Origin of the sequence: Porcincola intestinalis, assembly GCF_009696445.1 — a bacterium.
GTDB lineage: Bacteria > Bacillota > Clostridia > Lachnospirales > Lachnospiraceae > Porcincola > Porcincola intestinalis.
This window is the reverse complement of record NZ_VULZ01000002.1, coordinates 91,083-108,354: the sequence shown is the minus strand read 5'-3', so window position 1 is coordinate 108,354 and position 17,272 is coordinate 91,083. Positions and strand designations below refer to the sequence as shown.

Below are 17,272 nucleotides of genomic sequence, written 5' to 3'. Positions count from 1 at the left end.
CATTGCAAATGATTGGAAGACTGCCAGACAAAAATTCAGGATTTCGGGAATGGAACCGGGGTGTAATATCTGGTATATTCAGGCTATATCTGAGGCCGGGACAGCAGCCTGAGACGGGAGGGCATTCATGGACAAAGACCAGAAGAAAGACCAGAAGAAAGACGGACAGACGATTGAGACAGATGGCCTGAAGGAGAATCCGGGAGTGAAGGGAGCAGCCGCTGATGCGGGGAAAGGGACGCCGAAGCAGGAGAAGCACTTCAGGGACCGGATCCCGAATAATCACAGATACAGCGTGATCTCATTTTATGTGGTTTTTACGGTTGTTGTGATCTTCATTCTGGTCCGGATCGGGGACAATCTGGACAAGATCGCGCTGGCACTCGGCGCGGGGTTTCACTGGATGAGAGTGATCTTCGTACCGCTGGCGCTGGGCTTTGCACTGGCGTACCTGTTCGCGCCGATTGTGCGCTTTTTCAGGCGGAGGCTGGAGAAACTTCCTTATTACAGGAAAAGAAATAAAAGTGGGCTGGGAGCAGCGGTCGGAATCACATTTCTGATTGTAGCCGCAGCGCTGGCACTGGGGCTGACATTCCTGATTTCTGCATTTACGCATGAGCTGACGGTTGTCAGCTTTGACAGCATCACCAATTTCATCAACGGAATCTCGAAGTCATTCAACGAGGTATACATTCAGCTGAAAAAGTGGTCCGAGCAGATGAACATCTCCTCGGATGCGCTCGCGACGGTCACAGACACGATTACGTCGTGGGCAGGAAATCTCGCCTCTCAGGCAGGAAGGGCGGTCAGCGATGCTTTGTCTCATCTGACTGGCTATCTTGCAAATGGAGCCTTCGCGGTTATTTTTGCGGTGTATTTTTCACTTGACGCCGATGGATTGAAACGGTACGGGAAACGATTCTTCCGGTCTGTTTTTCCGGAAAAAGCGACAAATGTGATGCGGACAGCAGTGCGCGATGCCGACAGAGTTTTCTCCGGATACATTCGCGGACAGCTGCTCGATGCGCTGTTTATGATGGTGGTTGTGAGCATAGCCCTTCTGCTTCTGAATGTGAAGTTTGCCGTCATCATCGGCGTGCTGACGGGGATCGGGAACCTGGTTCCGTATGTGGGTCCGTTCGTGGCGTACGGATGCACAGGCTTTGTCGGAATTATGAGCCAGGACTGGAAAAAGCTGATCGTCAGCATCATCGTCGTGTTTATCATCCAGACAATCGATGGAAACATTGTGAATCCGAAGCTTCTGAGTCACGCGGTGAAGGTTCATCCGATGTTGGTGATCATTGCCCTGCTTCTGGGAAGCAAAATCGGGGGACTGGGCGGGATGATTCTGGCCGTCCCGGTGGCAGCGCTTCTGAAAGTATGGCTGGATCGATGGGTCGGCATCATGGAAGCGAGAAAGCTGCGGCAGAAGGAATGAGGAGAGAGCCGGGATGGGCCGCGGGCGTGAGATGCAGGCACTATGGACCGGAGCTGAAACTGGGATATGATCGAAAGAATCCGGTCTGGTGGGTGGCCGAAAATGCGTCGGCTGGTTGAGTATGCAGACAGAATCGGGTACAATAGACTCAGATTAAGATATGGAAAGGAAGCAGTTTCAAGATGTCAGAAAAGAAGCGTAAAGTAATTCTGACCGGTGACCGGCCGACAGGCCGTCTTCATATCGGCCATTATGTCGGATCTCTAAGAGAGCGTGTGGTGCTTCAGAACAGTGGTGCGTTTGATGATGTTCTCATCATGATTGCGGACGCGCAGGCGCTGACCGACAACTGGGATAATCCGGAGAAGGTCAGGAGCAATATCATGAATGTCACGCTTGATTACCTGTCAGCAGGCATTGACCCGAAAAAATCGCACATTCTCATTCAGTCTCAGATCCCGGAGCTGCCGGAGCTCACCCAGTACTACATGAACCTGGTCACGGTTCAGAGACTGCAGCGAAATCCTACTGTGAAGGCAGAGATCAAGCTGAGGGGCTTCTCCGAGCGTGAGGAAAGTCAGGGAACGCCGGTCGGCTTCTTCTGCTACCCGATTTCACAGGCGGCGGATATCACAGCGTTCCGTGCAACGGTTGTCCCGGCAGGGGAAGACCAGGAGCCGATGGTCGAGCAGACGAGGGAGATTGTCAGAAAGTTTAACTCCATCTATGGAGAGACGCTGGTGGAGCCGGAGATCCTGCTGCCGAAGAGCGCTGCGTCCCGCAGGCTCCCGGGGACAGACGGCAAGGCGAAGATGAGCAAGTCTCTCGGAAACTGCATCTATCTTTCAGATGATGAGAAGACGGTAAAGACCAAGGTCATGAGCATGTTCACAGACCCGGGACATCTGAAGGTTTCTGATCCGGGAAAGACGGAGGGCAATCCGGTGTTCATCTACCTGGAGGCATTTGCGGGGGAGGATGCGCCGAACGCAAAGCAGCTGTTTGAGGAGTATGCGCCGGATTATCAGAACCTCAGCGAGATGGAGGAGCATTACAGAAGAGGCGGACTCGGAGACGTAAAGGTGAAGAAGTTCCTGAACAACGTGCTGGAGGAAGCGCTGCGTCCGATCCGGGCACGCCGCGCCGAGTACGAGAAAGATCTCCAGTCGGTTATTGAGATCCTGAAGGACGGTACCAAGTACGCAGAAAACATCGCCGCTCAGACACTGAGCGACGTCAAAAAATCCATGCAAATCAACTACTTCAGTGCATAAGTCCAGTCGCTGTGCGGACTCGTACGACGCGCTTGCGTGTCAGGGGGAGTCCACACAAGCGACGACAACAGAGATGAGCGCGTAGCAGCGCGGAAGCGGTGCGGGAGCGCGAATCTCTGGAAGCGGGCCGGAAGCTGCGGAGCAGCGCCGGGCCGCGGGGACTTATGCAGAGAACACGGCGTCCAGTCGCTGTGCGGACTCGCACGACGCGCTTGCGCGTCAGGGGGAGTCCACACAAGCGACGACAACAGAGATGAGCGCGTAGCAGCGCGGAAGCGCGGCACAACAGAGATGAGCGTGGGAGCACAGGAAGGGAGGGAGTTTATGGAGAATAAAGGGAAAGTCCGCAGGCTGCTGTTTTTGACGGCTATCCTGACAATGCTGATGGCGGGCTGCACGTATGCGGCGAGCCTGTCATCGAGGACGTACACACTGTCGCCGCAGGGGTATATCGCCTGGTCCGACTTCAGCGTCCCGTCCAGCGAGACGGTGACGATCAACATCTCTTCTTCCACCGTGAACAAGGCGGGACTGACGCAGAAAACGCTTAGTGCCCTGAAGTATGAAATTCTGAACCTCTCGAATGGAACGGTCGCTGGAACCTATACTCGGTACGGCGCCCAGCGGTATGTTCAGGTCAAGTCCTCCAGGTATCAGGTCTATGACCGGATCAGTGTGACGCTCCCGGCAGGATCTTACCGGTTCCGCGTTACCGATACGGAAGCGGTCCGGCAGCCGCTTCTGGTATCCTATGCTGTGACGGACAACCGAGCGGAAGCGGGGCCATCCTACATCCTCTCTTCGGAGATCACTGTCTCGGCGGGAAAGACGGTTCTGGTTCCGACACGAAACAATCAGGGAGCCCTGGTCAAAGTGTCTTCAGCGAAGTCTTCCAATACAAAGGTTGCGAAGGTGGCAGTATCAGGAACAAATCTTTCTGTGACAGGTGTGTCCGCCGGGACCTGCAGCATTTCGGTGACATACCAGAAGAAGGTCCGGACATTCAAGGTGACTGTTCAGACAAGAAAGCCGGAGTTTCAGGCCTATATCAAAAGCATTTCCAAAAACAGGAAGTATATGTACGTCCGCATTCACAACGCGGGAGACAAAACGATTTCGTTCTACAGCGCATATGCGGCTGAATACACGGTCAACAAGTCGGACAACAATTCAGCGGCGTCTGAAAAGATTGCGAAGCTGAAGATGGCAAGCCAGAAGCGGGTCGATATCCAGCCTGGCAAATGGGCGACTGTGAAGCTGATGCGCAGGAGCGGGCTGTTCCCGAGCCGGAGCCTTTTCTCGAAGGAGATCCGGCTGAGATTCCGCTATGAAGGGATCAAGTATACGGCGGCGATCGAGGACAGCTGGCTGGATGGGCAGTATCATCTCCGGAAGGTGACGGCGCCCTGGTATCCGGCTTATTCCGCCAGAAACAATTTCAGAGCAGCATGAAAGGAAGGTGATTCAGACCTCTTGCATTTCCGGCAGCTTTTTCATACAATGAACCCGGCAATTTAATAATGGGAGAAGAGATTCCAGTCGATAGGAGACAGGCAATGAATAAAAAATCACTTGCTGCTCTGCTGACTGCCTTCGTGCTTGCGGGTTCACTTGGCACTGTCTGCCTTGGAGCTACGACTGAGACGGAGGCTTCCAGGGACGGAGATGTTGCTTCTTCCGGGGACACCGGGATTACGATCGGTCTGCCCCAGGACCTGGATTCGAGTCTTGACCCGTATCAGATAACGGCTGCAGGAACCAGAGAGGTCATGTTCAATGTGTTTGAAGGGCTTGTAAAGCCCGACAAGGACGGTAATTTTATGGACGCTGTCGCGTCGTCGCACGAGATTTCGGACGACGGTCTGACCTACACTTTCACGCTCAGGGACGGGGTGAAGTTCCACAACGGAGAGACAGTGACAGCGGATGACGTTCTCTATTCATTCAAGACCTGCGCCGATACCACGGTTAATTCTTCTGTGGCGTCGGCGCTTTCTGATATTGCGGGTGAGAAGGCGGATGGAAATACTGTCACCATTACGCTGAAGGAGCCGCTGAGTAGTTTTCTGAGCGCTGTTTCAAGCGTATCCATCGTTCCGGCAGATTATACCGATCAGGCGTCTGCACCGGTTGGAACCGGCCCCTACAGGTTTGTTTCCCGCTCGGTGCAGGACAATGCCGCGTTTGAGCGCAATGACGATTATTACGGAAAGCTGCCGCAGATAAAGACAGTGACCTGTAAGATCTTCGAGGACAACAACGCGCTCTTCACCGCCCTGAACGCGGGAGCGTTGGACATGGCGTTTCACCTGACAGTGGACCAGACAAAGAATCTCACGAATGGCTACAAGGTCACGGAAGGGGAAATGAATCTGGTTCAGGCGCTTTATCTGAACAATGCGAAGGCACCATTTGACGACGAGAAGGTTCGTCAGGCGCTTTGCTACGGAATCGATGTGGATTCGATTCTGGAGCTCACAGAGGATGGATATGGCGCAAAACTCGGAAGCTCGATGTACCCGAGCTTTAAAAAGTACTTTGACGACAGCCTCACCGATGCCTATCCGTATGATCCGGAAAAGGCACAGCAGCTTCTTGCCGACGCGGGGGCCCAGGGGTTGAGCTTCACAATCAAGGTACCTGGCAACTATACACAGCATGTAGACACTGCGACGGTCATCGCGGAGCAGCTGTCCCAGATCGGCGTGACGGCAAACATTGAGCAGGTCGACTGGGAGACCTGGCTGAGCGATGTGTATCAGAATCGGGATTTCGATGCGACCGTGATCGGCTTCGATGCGGCGTATCTCAGTCCGGACGCGCTGCTTCAGCGATGGATGTCAGACGATGCGACAAACATGATCGGGTACAGCAATCCGGATTATGATGCTGTCATGAAGAAGGCACAGTCGACAACCGATGACAAGGAGCAGACGGAGCTGTACAGGCAGGCGGAAAAGATTCTGTCTGACACAGCCGCGAATGTCTACATCCAGGACCTGGCGGACTTTGTCGCGCTGAGCCCGAAGTTCACAGGCTACACGCCGTATCCGCTTTACGCGCTGGATTTTTCCACGCTGAAGCTGGCGTAATCTGCAGATTCTTTTGCGAGGAGAGAGCATGAAGGTTTTGCTGAGAAAAATACTGAATCTCATGATCGCATTATTGATTGTCACATTGCTCACTTTCCTCGCGCTGCAGGTCATTCCCGGAGATCCGGTGACAAAGATGCTTGGCGCGGATGCAACAGCGGCGCAGGCGGCACAGCTCCGCACCAGGCTGGGGCTGGATCAGCCAGTTCTGGTCCGGTACGGTCGATGGCTTCTTTCATTTCTGAAAGGAGACCCCGGGATCTCCTACAGCTACAGCATGCCTGTTGCGGAGATGCTGAAGGGAAAGCTGTCTGTGACAGTGATCCTGACCGCGCTGTCATTCGCCATGACGGTGTTCATATCGATACCGCTCGGGATTCTGACTGCAAGGGCAGAAAGCGTGCGGGTGAATCATTTCTTCCTGATCATGGATCAGCTGTTCATGGCACTTCCGCCTTTCTTTATCGGAATCCTCAGTGTCTATCTGTTTGGTATTGTGCTGAAGCTCTTTGTGCCGGGCGCCTATATTCCGCTTTCTGAAAGTGTGACAGGGGGACTGGGGTATCTTCTGCTGCCGGCGCTGGCGATGGCGCTCCCGCGGTCTGCCATGACCGTGAAGATGCTGCGCAGCTCAATCCGCAGCCAGATGGCCGAGGACTATGTGCGGACTGCCCGCTCAAGGGGGCTGACGGACGGCCAGATTTTGCGGCGCCACGCCTTGAGAGGCGCAATGGTGCCGGTTGTGACATTTCTCGCGCAGTCGGCTGCGGAAATCATGACCGGAACCATCATCATCGAGCAGGTTTTTACGATTCCGGGGCTGGGACGGCTGTTTCTGTCCTCGATCGGGAGCAGGGATTTCCCGGTCGTCCAAGCAATCGTGGTCATGATGGCAGTTTTTATCATTCTGGTAAACTTTGCGGCGGATCTCATCAATATGGCAATTGATCCGAGAATCCGGGTATCCTGAGGATATTTCATGAAGATTCGGAAGAATGGATTTCTGAAAACAGGCGGAATCATGTCGCTGGTGCTGGCGGCTGTCATTGTGACAGGATTTTTCTGGACACCGTACGGGACGACCGCGATGAATGCGGCGGAGAAGACTCTGCCGCCTTCCCTGCATCACCTTCTGGGAACGGATAACTTCGGGAGAGATGTGCTTTCGAGGGTGATCAGCGGGGCTGGAACCAGCTTCCTGATTGCACTGGGGGTGGTCGCTGTCGGATGCATCAGCGGTGTGCTGATCGGAAGCCTGTGCGGCTATTTCGGAGGGATTGCAGATGCTGTTTTAATGCGGGTATGTGACGCGATCACGGCATTTCCGGCCATCCTGCTTGCACTGGTGGTGGTCAGCCTCTTCGGCGGAGGGATGGCGAACATTCTGCTCTGCCTCGGCCTTCTCTTTATTCCGAGCTTTGCACGGGTTGTCCGGACAGAGGTTGCCCGCGTGCGGGATACGAACTACATTCAGTCCGCAAGGCTGATGGGTGTTTCCACAGGGCGGATTCTGCTCCGGCATATTTTGCCGAATACGTTTCCGGTTCTTCTTCCGGCGGTGACGATCGGCTTCAATAATGCTGTGCTGGCGGAGGCAAGCATGAGCTTTCTGGGGGTCGGGATCCAGCCGCCGCAGGCAAGCCTGGGGTCCATGCTGAAGGACAGTCAGACCTACCTGAATACAGCACCCTGGTATGCGCTCGGGACGGGCGGCATGATTGTCCTGCTTGTCCTGGCTGTCTCCCTGCTTTCCGAAGGCATACAGCAGGGAACCGGAAGAGGACAGGCATGAAACCGGGACGTCCAGAGGGATCAGGGGCGACGGACAGGCATGGACCAGACAGCCGGGGAACCGGCGGGCGTTCGGTCCATGGACAGGCATGGAGAGAAGGAAGGCACGCGGCAAACGTTCGGGCGAACGTCCTGCGGGGATTCGGGAGATGAGATGACGGACAGACAGAGCCAGAAGAACAGCGGGCAGCAGGCACCAGATCTGCTGAAGGTGAGCGGACTCAGGGTTCACTTTCACAATGCGTCACCGGAGCGGTATGCGGTGAACGGTGTTTCATTTTCCCTGAAGAGGGGAGAGACGCTGGGCATTGTCGGAGAGAGCGGGAGCGGGAAGACGGTGACGGCGATGTGTGTCAGTGGTCTGATGCCGCGCGGGAAGGCGGACGAGGAAGGCAGCATTCTGCTTGATGGACGGGAGATGTTCTCCTGCAGTGAGGAGAACCTGCGCAGGATCCGGGGGCAGGATGTAGGCGTGGTGTTTCAGGACCCGATGACGACCTTTGATCCGCTCTGCAGGATCGGCAGACAGGTGGAGGAGGCTCTGACAGTTCGAGGGATACCGAAAATGGAGCGGAGGAAGCGGGCCGTCGAGGCCATGGGGCTCGCAGGCCTGAGAGATGCGGAGGAGCTGTACAGCCGGTATCCGTACGAGCTTTCGGGCGGCATGCTCCAGCGGGCCTCCATCGCGGCAGCCATGATCACAAAGCCAAAGCTGCTTATCTGCGATGAGGTCACGACGGCGCTGGATGTTCTGATCCAGGAACAGATCCTTGAACTGCTGAGGAACCTGAATGAGGATTACGGAATGACAATTCTGTTTATCAGTCATGATCTGCATGTCGTGAAGAAAATCTGCAAAAGCGTCCTGGTTATGGAACGGGGAAAGATTGTCGAGAGAGGGGAGACAGCGGAGGTGTTCGCCCGTCCGCAGCATGCCTATACGAAGAAATTGATCGCATCCATTCCGACAGGGGCAGAGAGGTGCAGGGCATATGACTGATTCTGTGCTGGAAGTGAGACATGTAAGCAGCTATTATAAAAAAGCACGCAGATTCTCCGGAACACATTCTGGATTCGGTGAGAGGGATATGCAGGTCCTCCGGGATGTGACATTCTCGATTCAAAAAGGCGAGACACTGGGACTCGTCGGAGAGAGCGGGAGCGGAAAAACGACGCTCTGCCGTGCGGTCCTGGGGCTTGGAATGGACTACGAGGGTGAGATCATCCACCATACGGATCATCCGCAGATGGTGTTTCAGGATCCTTACTCGAGCCTGAATCCTGTAAGAACAGTGGGGTGGACGCTGCGGGAAGCCCTGCGTGCAGGGGAGAGGCGCGGCAAACGGGCAGACCGGACTCTTGTTCCGGAGATTCTGGAACAGGTAGGACTTTCAGAGGAGTATATCGATAGATATCCATACGAATTGTCCGGCGGACAGCGGCAGCGTGTCTGTATTGCCGCGGCTATGATTCAGCAGCCGCAGCTGGTCCTGCTGGATGAACCGGTGTCCGCACTGGACGTGACCGTCCAGGCGCAGATTCTGAGGCTGCTGGTCCGGCTGAAGGAGGAATTCAGACTGAGTTATCTGTTTATCAGCCATGATCTGAACGTGATTTACCAGATCTGCGACCGGGTGCTGGTCATGAAACAGGGCGAAATTGTGGAAAGTGGAGATGTCCGGCAGGTATTTGAAGAACCGCAGCACGACTATACAAAAATGCTGCTTGCTGCAGTGGACTGAGCGGAAATGGAGTGACTGAAATGAAACTGACTTGGCTTGGAACTGCCGTTTTTGTGCTTGAGAGCGGGAAAGAGAAGATCCTGTTCGACCCATTCATGGAGCTGCAGGGCGGACATGTCGCGCTGACAGATGATGAACTGCTTCAGTATGATACGGTGTTTATCACACACTGTCATTTTGATCACTTTGCCTTTACCGCGGACAAGATCGATGACAGTGACTTTACGGTTTTCTGCACGAGGCAGTGCGTAAAGACGCTGGAACGGTTTGAGGCGGATCAGGACCGCGTGGTGGAAATTCAACCGGACAGAACGTACCCGATTGGTGATATCAGGATTACACCGCTTCGTGCAAGGCACATTGCGTTCAGATGGCGATACATCCTCGACACACTCTCGCCCTGGCGTATGATCCGGTATGCGGGAAATCTGCCGTTTTTGTTCTGGGCAAACCGGACCTTCAAGGAAGCAGGGGAGATTGTGGCATATGATATCAAGGCGGAAGGACGTGAAATCCTGCTCCTGGGGAGTCTGGCACTTGATCCGGCGGAAACCTACCCGAAGCATGCTGATGTCCTGATCCTTCCATACCAGGGCAACAATGATCTGCCAGCCCGTGCACGCGAGGTCCTGTCTGTCCTTCAGCCGAAAAGCGTCGTCCTGTCGCATTTTGACAATGCCTTTCCGCCAATGTCGCGGGATGTTGATCTCAGACCGCTGAAGAAGCTGATGCAGGAGGAATTTCCGGATATCAAAGTGGTAAAGCCGGAGGCGTTCAGGACAATGACCATCTGAGCCGGTACTTTGTAAAAGCAGGGAGACTCCTGCCGGACAGCCGGAAAAGCACGAAACATATGAAGAAGGCACTGGATCCATCGTGTGATCCGGTGCCTTCTTGATACCTGTGCGCGGGGAAATAATCTGACATTGTGAGGCAGACGCTCCGGCTGCGCGGAGCTGTCTGGTACGGCAATTCAGCGTGTGAGCGGACTCCCCGGCTGCGCGGAGCTGTCTGGTACGGCAATTCAGCGTGTGAGCGGACTCCCCGGCTGCGCGGAGCTGTCTGATGGTATCAGACGGTGAGCGTGCTCTCCACCTTCTTCAGGGCTCCGTCCAGGAAGTCGACATCCATCTCTGCGAACCGACCTTCATCTGCGAGCTGGGCGTAGTCCGGGTTGATCGGGATGTTGCCGCAGACCTCAAGTCCTGTGCTCTTTGAAACCTCGTCGATGTGACTCTCGCCGAAGACCTTGATGATCTTCCCGCAGTCAGGACACTTCAGATAGCTGTAGTTTTCGATCATGCCGAGGACCGGAATCTTCATCATCTGTGCCATGTTCCAGGCCTTCGCGACGATCATGCGAACCAGATCCTGCGGGCTGGTGACGATAAAGATTCCGTCAACCGGCAGTGACTGGAAGACTGTCAGCGGAACATCACCTGTTCCGGGCGGCATGTCGACCAGCAGATAGTCGAGCTGTCCCCAGGCAACGTCGCTCCAGAACTGCTGAATCACCTGTCCGAGGATCGGCCCTCTCCAGATGACAGCCTGTTCCGGGTCCTGGATGATCAGATTCAGACTCATGACCTTGATGCCGTTTGCCGTAGTGACCGGGAGCAGCGTGTGCTCATCCACCGCGCGCGTCTGGTCAGCGGTCAGTCCATACATCTTCGGGATGGACGGACCGGTAATGTCGGCGTCAAGGATTCCGACTCTGTGACCGGCTTTTACAAGTGCATTTGCCAGGGAAGCGGTCACGAAGCTCTTTCCGACACCGCCCTTACCGGACACGACACCGATCACATGTTTGACAAAACTTCCTGGATTCTGCGGAAACTTCTGCGGACCATGTGCTTCTTTTTCATGCTCCGGGCAGCCCTCACAGCTTGAGCGGCTGCAGGAAGAAGCTTCCTGGCAGTCCTGATCTTTCTGTGCCATATGAAAAACCTCCTTCTTGGATGTCTGTTTTGAGAGACTCTGCAGATAGTGTACCATAGAGCTTGCTGCAGATACAAGGATTAATCAGAATACAAAATCAAATTTTGTAAAATCAAATAGTAATTGTCTATGCACGGGTTTCTCCTCTTGTGGTATACTCGGGATGCTTCGAAAGGGCTGTTCCCCCATGCTGCTGAACCTGCACATTGCGAAAGAGGGTGTGATCCATACATTTTTGTATGGGTAGAAGGTGAGAGCGGGGCGGACAAGCGAAGCGGTCTGATGAAAAGGAGACGGGCGGATATGCTGCTTGCAATCGATATCGGGAATACCAATACGGTCCTTGGAGGGTATGAAGGACGGAAAGCCATATTCACGGAACGCATTTCCACGGATACTTCCAAGACATCGCTCGAATATGCGATCTTATTCAAGACAGCCCTGGATCTTCATGGAGTGGATGTGTCCATGATTGACGGGGCAATCATCGGCTCTGTAGTCCCGCCGCTGACATACATCGTGCGGACTGCCCTGAAGAAGGTCTGCGGTGTGCAGGCATACGTGGTCGGACCCGGCTTGAAAACCGGTCTGAATATCCGGATGGATGACCCGACATCGATCGGGGCGGACCTGATTGCCGGAGCGGTCGGAGCGCTGGCGAAGTTTGATCCGCCGCTGATGGTGATTGACATGGGGACCGCAACGACGATGATCGTGATTGATGAAACCCGCAGCTATGTCGGCGGCATGATCATGACCGGACTTCGGCTGTCGCTGGATGCACTGGTGAAGGAAACGTCGATGCTCCAGGGAATCAGTCTGGAGGTGCCGAAGAAGGTCATCGGAAAGAATACGGCGGACGCGATGCGCAGCGGACTGCTCTACGGGAACGCAGCGATGATTGACGGCCTGATTGACCGGGTGGAGGCAGAGACTGGAACTCAGCTCCAGGTCGTTGCGACCGGCGGGCTGGCCGGCACAGTGATCGGAGCCTGCACACATGACATCACCCTGGTCCGGACACTCGTCTTGGACGGGCTGGTAGAAATCTACCATAAGAATACAAAATCCGGGGCGGATGCAAAATCTGCCGGAGCACTGGTCTGATCCGGCTTTGGCGGAAAGTCCAGGACAGATTCATCCTGCATAAACCGGGCGGGATGGAACGTCGTTTTCGCGATCAATGATGAAACAGGAGGAGGAAAGACGATATGACAGTACCGGAGAGACTGACCGCTCTGAGGGCGGAGATGAAAAAGCATGGGATTGATGCCTGGCTGGTGCCGACGGACGATTTCCACAGCTCAGAGTACGTCGGGAATTATTTCAAGTGCAGAGAGTTTATCACCGGCTTCACGGGCTCGGCGGGGACAGCATTGATTCTGAAGGACAGTGCCTACCTCTGGACGGATGGCCGGTATTTCCTGCAGGCAGCAGATCAGCTGAAGGATTCCGGGGTGACACTGATGAGAATGGGCGATGAGGGTGTCCCGACGACAGAGGAATTCATCGCAGCGCACCTTGCGAAGGAACAGGTACTGGGATTTGACGGCCGCTGCATGACGGCCGGAAAGGGCAGCAGGCTGGCCGGGATCGCAAAAAAGAACGGAGCTTCCATATCGTCTGACCTGGATCTGGTCGGGGCGATCTGGGAAGACCGCCCGGCACTGTCCTGCCGTCCGGTCTGGGAACTTGATACAAAGTGGACGGGGAAGTCGAGAGCGGACAAGATTGCGGATCTGAGAGAGGCGATGAAAAGTCATAAGGCAGACTATCATGTGCTGACTTCCCTTGACGATATTGCCTGGCTTCTGAACCTCCGCGGGGACGATGTCGCCTGCAATCCGGTCTTTCTGGCCTATGTTGCCGTGACACCGCAGGAAGTCCTCCTGTTCACGCAGGCAGAGGCGTTTGCGGACGGGGCAGACCCGGCGGCCGTCCATGGTGTCTGCGGGAGCGCACTCGTCAGGGAGCTGGAAAAGGACCATGTCCGTCTGGTTCCTTACAACGACTTGTACAGCTGGATGAAGACGATTCCGGAGAAGAGCACGCTATTGTTTGACACATCGACCGTCAACTATACGGTCTGGTCCTCCGTGCCGAAGGGCGTCCGCGTGGTCGATACGACGAATCCAACCTTGCTTCCGAAGGCGATCCGCACCCCGGTGGAAATGGAGCACACCAGGGAGGCACATCTGAAGGATGGCGTGGCAGTCACGAAGTTTATGTACTGGCTCAAGCAGCAGATGGCACACTACGATCCGGCCCATCCGATCACGGAGCTGTCCGCCTGCGACAGACTGCTGAAGTTCAGGCAGGAACAGGAGCATTTCCTCGGAATCAGCTTCGATACCATCGCGGGCTTTGGTTCCCATGGTGCCATCGTGCACTATGAGCCGACACCGGAGACAGACATTCCGCTCGAGCCCAGAAGCTTCCTGCTGGTGGATTCCGGCGGACAGTATCTGGAGGGAACCACGGATATCACGAGGACCTTTGCCTGCGGGATTCTGACGCAGGAGGAGAAGGAGATGTATACTCGGGTGCTGCGCGGCAATCTGAATCTCGGTGCAGCGAAATTCCACTATGGATGCACCGGGACGGCCATCGACTACCTGGCACGCAGTCCGCTCTGGGAGGCAGGACTTGACTATAACCATGGGACCGGGCATGGTGTCGGATATCTTCTGAATGTCCATGAGGGGCCGAACAGCGTCAACTATACCTGGAGACCGGGACGCCGCACGCCCTGCGTCTTTGAAGAGGGGATGGTGACATCCGATGAACCCGGCATCTATCTGACCGGGAAGTTCGGTGTCCGCTGCGAGAATCTGATGCTGTGCAGAAAGGCGGAAAAGAATGAGTACGGGCAGTTCATGGAATTCGAAGTTCTGACCCTTGTGCCGTGGGATCTGGATGCAGTTGTGCCGGAGATGCTCTCAGAGAGAGAAAAAGAGATTCTGAATCAATATCACAGAAGGGTTTACGCGGAGGTCTCCCCTTACCTGAGTGAAGAAGAGAGAACGTGGCTGAGACACGCAACCAGGGAAATCTGAGGCTTCAGGAGGCTTGCCTGTGACTGCTTTCAGGCAAGCCTGCCGGGTCAGGCTGCGCAGTTTCAGTTCTCATCTTCGCCGGGCTTGACGAGAATGTAATCGCTCAGCTCCATCTGTGTTCCGCCGGTGACCAGGTTCTGAATACCGGGATCACTTCCGTATTTCTGGATGATGCCCTGGACAGTTCCGAAGCCGAGGCCGGTGTGGGCTGCGATTTCACGGATTGTAAAGTTTTTGCGGCGCAGCTTCAGGACGATCAGGATGATCCGCTCGTCCAGCCTGCTCGGAGAAGTGTTTTCCTCTCTGTCAGGTCTGGATGAGCGGTTTTTTCTGCGTTCTTTTCCGATTGCTTTCTCGATCATTGCAACCGTCTCGTTGATCTCCTCCATATGGGCATCGTCCGGTACATTAAAACGCTCGAGCCGCAGGCTGCGGCGTGCATCTTTCTTCAGGTCGTCCATCTGGGCACGCATCATAGCCATCTCAAGGGAGGCAGACTGAACCTGCTTCTTGAGGCTGAAGATCTGCTGATTGAGACGGCTGATCACTTCCCTGCTGTTGTCACGATTCCCGTTTTGATCCTGTTTCATTGGTTTCTCCTGTATTCACACTGGCGTCCTTCTGTCTGTCAGTATATCATAGAAAGAGACTTCTATTGCAGAGGCAAAGGAGAGAAATGGATGGCGAAATCAATCAAGTATCATGAGGCGGCATATCCGGAAGAGGGCGGGGAAGACAACGAAAAAAACAGCTTCCAGAGGATCTATGATGTTGTCCGTCAGATTCCGAGAGGCAAGGTCGCGACCTACGGCCAGGTGGCCAGGCTTGCGGGCAATCCGCACTGGGCACGGGTGGTGGGGTTTGCGCTGCATGTAAACAATGATCCCGAGCATGTCCCGTGTTACCGGGTTGTGACAAAGGACGGTGCTGTCTCCAAAGCATTCGCTTTTGGCGGAGAGAATGAGCAGGTCAGACTGCTGAAGGAGGACGGGGTGGAGTTTCAGGATGGACACGTGGTGATGGAAAAGTACCAGTGGGAGACGCCGTGGTGTCTGTAAATAAAATGCGTCGCTTCACGCTTATTTCCGGTTGTCGTCGCTGTAATGCGTACGCGTATAAGTCCCACGCGCCCTTCCGCTGCTTTCGCAGCTTGCAGGGCGCTAACCGAAAATTCGCGTTCCCGCGCCGCTGACGCGCCGCTTCACGCTCATTTCCGGTTGTCGTCGCATGTGCATAGACCTGCAGACGTGCAAGCACGTCGCAGGTCTGTGCACAGCGACTGGACTTATACGCTGAAACATTATAAAATCTGGGTGCGAGTCTGCTGGATGTTGCGGAGGGGTTGTGCCTAAGCGGAGCAGGCGGATGGAGGTTTTATCATGATGAGAAATAGGACTGCGGCTGTTTGGCTGGCCGGGGTTTTGGCGGTGGAGTGTGCCTTCGGAACGGGGGCTGCACCGGCAGTGATCCTGGGGGAGTCGGAGACAGAGACTGCACGGGAGACGGCTGGCAGCGGGGAAAAGGATGCAATCGCGCTTTCCCAGGGCGCGGCTCAGAAGGGCTCGACTGCGGCGATTTCCGGGGAGAAGGCGGATGAAACAGAAGGAGCGTCTTCAGACGGGAAGTCGGACGGAGCCGGACCTATGAATGCAGAGGCTGAGGGAATTACCGCAGAGGAGGCTGTCAGGCAGGCAAGAGCGCTCTATTCGAAGATGAAGCACTATGCGGAGCTGACGGACAACGAGAATTTTGCTTCCTGCTTTGAAACTGCGATGGACGCCGACACGCTGCAGAATCAGATGAAGTCTGTGAGCCAGGCGGAGGCGGAAACAAAGAATCTCACGGGGCATGAAGATGTCTGCTTCCTGGATCCGACGAAAGACAAGACCCAGTCACCGTACTATTTTGGAGTCGGACTGACCGATTATGAGGTTGAGAAGGATGGTTCGGTACAGTGGTATTCGGTGCTGATGCGCATCGCAAAGTACAAGGACGGCTGGAAGGCGGCGGCACTTCCGGAGGGCAATTACTTTTCCGGGAAGTATCCGGAGGGGTACGAGGCTGCCCTTGGAAGCGGAAGAAATGCGGTTGACCTGTATCCTTATCTGGCTCTTCGATTCTCTGAAAAGGGTGTGTTCGACGGGGCGTTCTACAGTCTTGTGAATATGGCCTGGCAGAACACAGACGGCAGCCTCGGACTGGCTCTGTGGCTTGCTAACGGCCAGGATGGGACGAAGTGGTGCGACAGCATCGATCTGGTGCTGACCGATGGGACAAAGCAGGTGGCATCGGTGAACACGCCTGTTCAGCAGGCAGTCGAGGGCGGACAAAGCATGCTCGTTACAGTGAATATCCCGGCGGCCAATGTGAAGACAGGAACGGACAAGTGGAGCAGCCTGTCTGTTTCTTCCAATCTTCTTTATCAGTGATGTGAGAGCGTCGGAGCGAGGGCGTTCCGGCCCGGGGGACGGGTATGAGAGTTTGCAGAAAGTGCGGGGCTCCGCTCCGGAAAACGGATCATTACTGTAGCCAGTGCGGCGCGAGGGTTCCGGTAAGTCCGGAGGAGAAGAGGGCAGAACGGCTTGAGAAACAGCAGAAGAAAGAACTGAAGAAAGTTCATTTTCGTACGGCACCCCCCGGACGTAGACGGGACCGGGCTCTTGACAGCTTTGAAGAATATGAGAATCGGTCCAAAGCCCTGAAAACAACAGTCAGAGCGCTGATCATCATCATCGTACTGACTGCCGCGGCAGTCCTGGGTTTTGCCTGGAGAGAACAAAAGTGGATGTTTCACCCAGGAACAGAAAAAAGCCGGCAGATTGTGCTCCAGAGTGAGGAGAGCGAGGCAGGCAAGGTGGAAAGTGAACTGAGAAAACAGCTGAATCAGCCAGACAGCTGATAAATTCAGATCTTATTTTTGGCAACCTGCTGTGTCTGG

At 55.0% G+C, this 17,272-nt stretch carries 16 protein-coding genes; 14 read left to right on the top strand and 2 right to left on the bottom strand.

Going from position 1 to position 17,272, the window contains the following annotated elements; translation table 11 throughout:
- The first annotated feature begins 127 nt into the window (after nucleotides 1-127).
- From FYJ35_RS02620 to FYJ35_RS02580, 9 genes are all read left to right on the top strand, one after another.
- The gene (locus FYJ35_RS02620; RefSeq protein WP_154522722.1) at nucleotides 128-1,441 is read left to right on the top strand and encodes an AI-2E family transporter; all 1,314 of its coding nucleotides are present in this window, start codon (nucleotides 128-130) and stop codon (nucleotides 1,439-1,441) included.
- A 182-nt stretch (nucleotides 1,442-1,623) separates the two neighbouring features.
- Complete coding sequence (gene trpS / locus FYJ35_RS02615) at nucleotides 1,624-2,715, top strand: tryptophan--tRNA ligase (RefSeq protein ID WP_154522719.1); 1,092 nt, start codon at nucleotides 1,624-1,626, stop codon at nucleotides 2,713-2,715.
- Between the two features lie 324 nt (nucleotides 2,716-3,039).
- On the top strand, nucleotides 3,040-4,167 hold the full coding sequence (locus FYJ35_RS02610) for a hypothetical protein (RefSeq protein WP_154522717.1): 1,128 nt from the start codon (nucleotides 3,040-3,042) through the stop codon (nucleotides 4,165-4,167).
- Between the two features lie 104 nt (nucleotides 4,168-4,271).
- The gene (locus tag FYJ35_RS02605) at nucleotides 4,272-5,807 is read left to right on the top strand and encodes an ABC transporter substrate-binding protein (protein ID WP_235906326.1); all 1,536 of its coding nucleotides are present in this window, start codon (nucleotides 4,272-4,274) and stop codon (nucleotides 5,805-5,807) included.
- Nucleotides 5,808-5,835: 28 nt separating this feature from the next.
- Nucleotides 5,836-6,777 (top strand): ABC transporter permease, encoded by a 942-nt coding sequence (locus FYJ35_RS02600; protein WP_154522711.1) that lies wholly within the window; start codon nucleotides 5,836-5,838, stop codon nucleotides 6,775-6,777.
- Between the two features lie 9 nt (nucleotides 6,778-6,786).
- Complete coding sequence (locus FYJ35_RS02595) at nucleotides 6,787-7,599, top strand: ABC transporter permease (RefSeq protein WP_154522708.1); 813 nt, start codon at nucleotides 6,787-6,789, stop codon at nucleotides 7,597-7,599.
- A 39-nt stretch (nucleotides 7,600-7,638) separates the two neighbouring features.
- Nucleotides 7,639-8,598 carry an ABC transporter ATP-binding protein gene (locus FYJ35_RS02590; protein WP_235906325.1) on the top strand — a complete coding sequence of 320 codons (960 nt, stop codon included), beginning with the start codon at nucleotides 7,639-7,641 and terminating at the stop codon, nucleotides 8,596-8,598.
- A complete protein-coding gene (locus tag FYJ35_RS02585; protein ID WP_154522706.1) occupies nucleotides 8,591-9,340 on the top strand; it encodes an ABC transporter ATP-binding protein in 750 nt (249 codons plus the stop codon). The genes FYJ35_RS02590 and FYJ35_RS02585 overlap by 8 nt, the downstream gene beginning before the upstream one ends.
- 20 nt (nucleotides 9,341-9,360) lie before the next feature.
- Entirely contained in the window at nucleotides 9,361-10,134 is a 774-nt protein-coding gene (locus FYJ35_RS02580; RefSeq protein ID WP_154522704.1) for an MBL fold metallo-hydrolase, read from the top strand.
- Nucleotides 10,135-10,411: 277 nt separating this feature from the next.
- Here the strand turns inward: FYJ35_RS02580 and FYJ35_RS02575 are convergent, their stop codons facing one another.
- On the bottom strand, nucleotides 10,412-11,278 hold the full coding sequence (locus FYJ35_RS02575) for an Mrp/NBP35 family ATP-binding protein (protein WP_154522702.1): 867 nt from the start codon (nucleotides 11,276-11,278) through the stop codon (nucleotides 10,412-10,414).
- Nucleotides 11,279-11,581: 303 nt separating this feature from the next.
- Between FYJ35_RS02575 and FYJ35_RS02570 the strand changes: the two genes are divergently transcribed.
- A complete protein-coding gene (locus tag FYJ35_RS02570) occupies nucleotides 11,582-12,385 on the top strand; it encodes a type III pantothenate kinase (RefSeq protein ID WP_154522699.1) in 804 nt (267 codons plus the stop codon).
- Nucleotides 12,386-12,489: 104 nt separating this feature from the next.
- The gene (locus tag FYJ35_RS02565; protein WP_154522696.1) at nucleotides 12,490-14,334 is read left to right on the top strand and encodes an aminopeptidase P family protein; all 1,845 of its coding nucleotides are present in this window, start codon (nucleotides 12,490-12,492) and stop codon (nucleotides 14,332-14,334) included.
- Between the two features lie 62 nt (nucleotides 14,335-14,396).
- Here FYJ35_RS02565 and FYJ35_RS02560 read toward each other — a convergent pair whose 3' ends face one another.
- Nucleotides 14,397-14,924, bottom strand: coding sequence for a hypothetical protein (locus tag FYJ35_RS02560; protein WP_154522693.1), 528 nt, complete (start codon nucleotides 14,922-14,924; stop codon nucleotides 14,397-14,399).
- A gap of 90 nt (nucleotides 14,925-15,014) precedes the next feature.
- Between FYJ35_RS02560 and FYJ35_RS02555 the strand changes: the two genes are divergently transcribed.
- From FYJ35_RS02555 to FYJ35_RS02545, 3 genes are all read left to right on the top strand, one after another.
- Nucleotides 15,015-15,392 carry an MGMT family protein gene (locus tag FYJ35_RS02555; RefSeq protein ID WP_154522690.1) on the top strand — a complete coding sequence of 126 codons (378 nt, stop codon included), beginning with the start codon at nucleotides 15,015-15,017 and terminating at the stop codon, nucleotides 15,390-15,392.
- 321 nt (nucleotides 15,393-15,713) lie between these two features.
- Complete coding sequence (locus FYJ35_RS02550) at nucleotides 15,714-16,763, top strand: hypothetical protein (RefSeq protein ID WP_154522687.1); 1,050 nt, start codon at nucleotides 15,714-15,716, stop codon at nucleotides 16,761-16,763.
- 44 nt (nucleotides 16,764-16,807) lie between these two features.
- Nucleotides 16,808-17,233 carry a zinc ribbon domain-containing protein gene (locus FYJ35_RS02545; RefSeq protein ID WP_154522684.1) on the top strand — a complete coding sequence of 142 codons (426 nt, stop codon included), beginning with the start codon at nucleotides 16,808-16,810 and terminating at the stop codon, nucleotides 17,231-17,233.
- The last annotated feature ends 39 nt before the right edge of the window (nucleotides 17,234-17,272 follow it).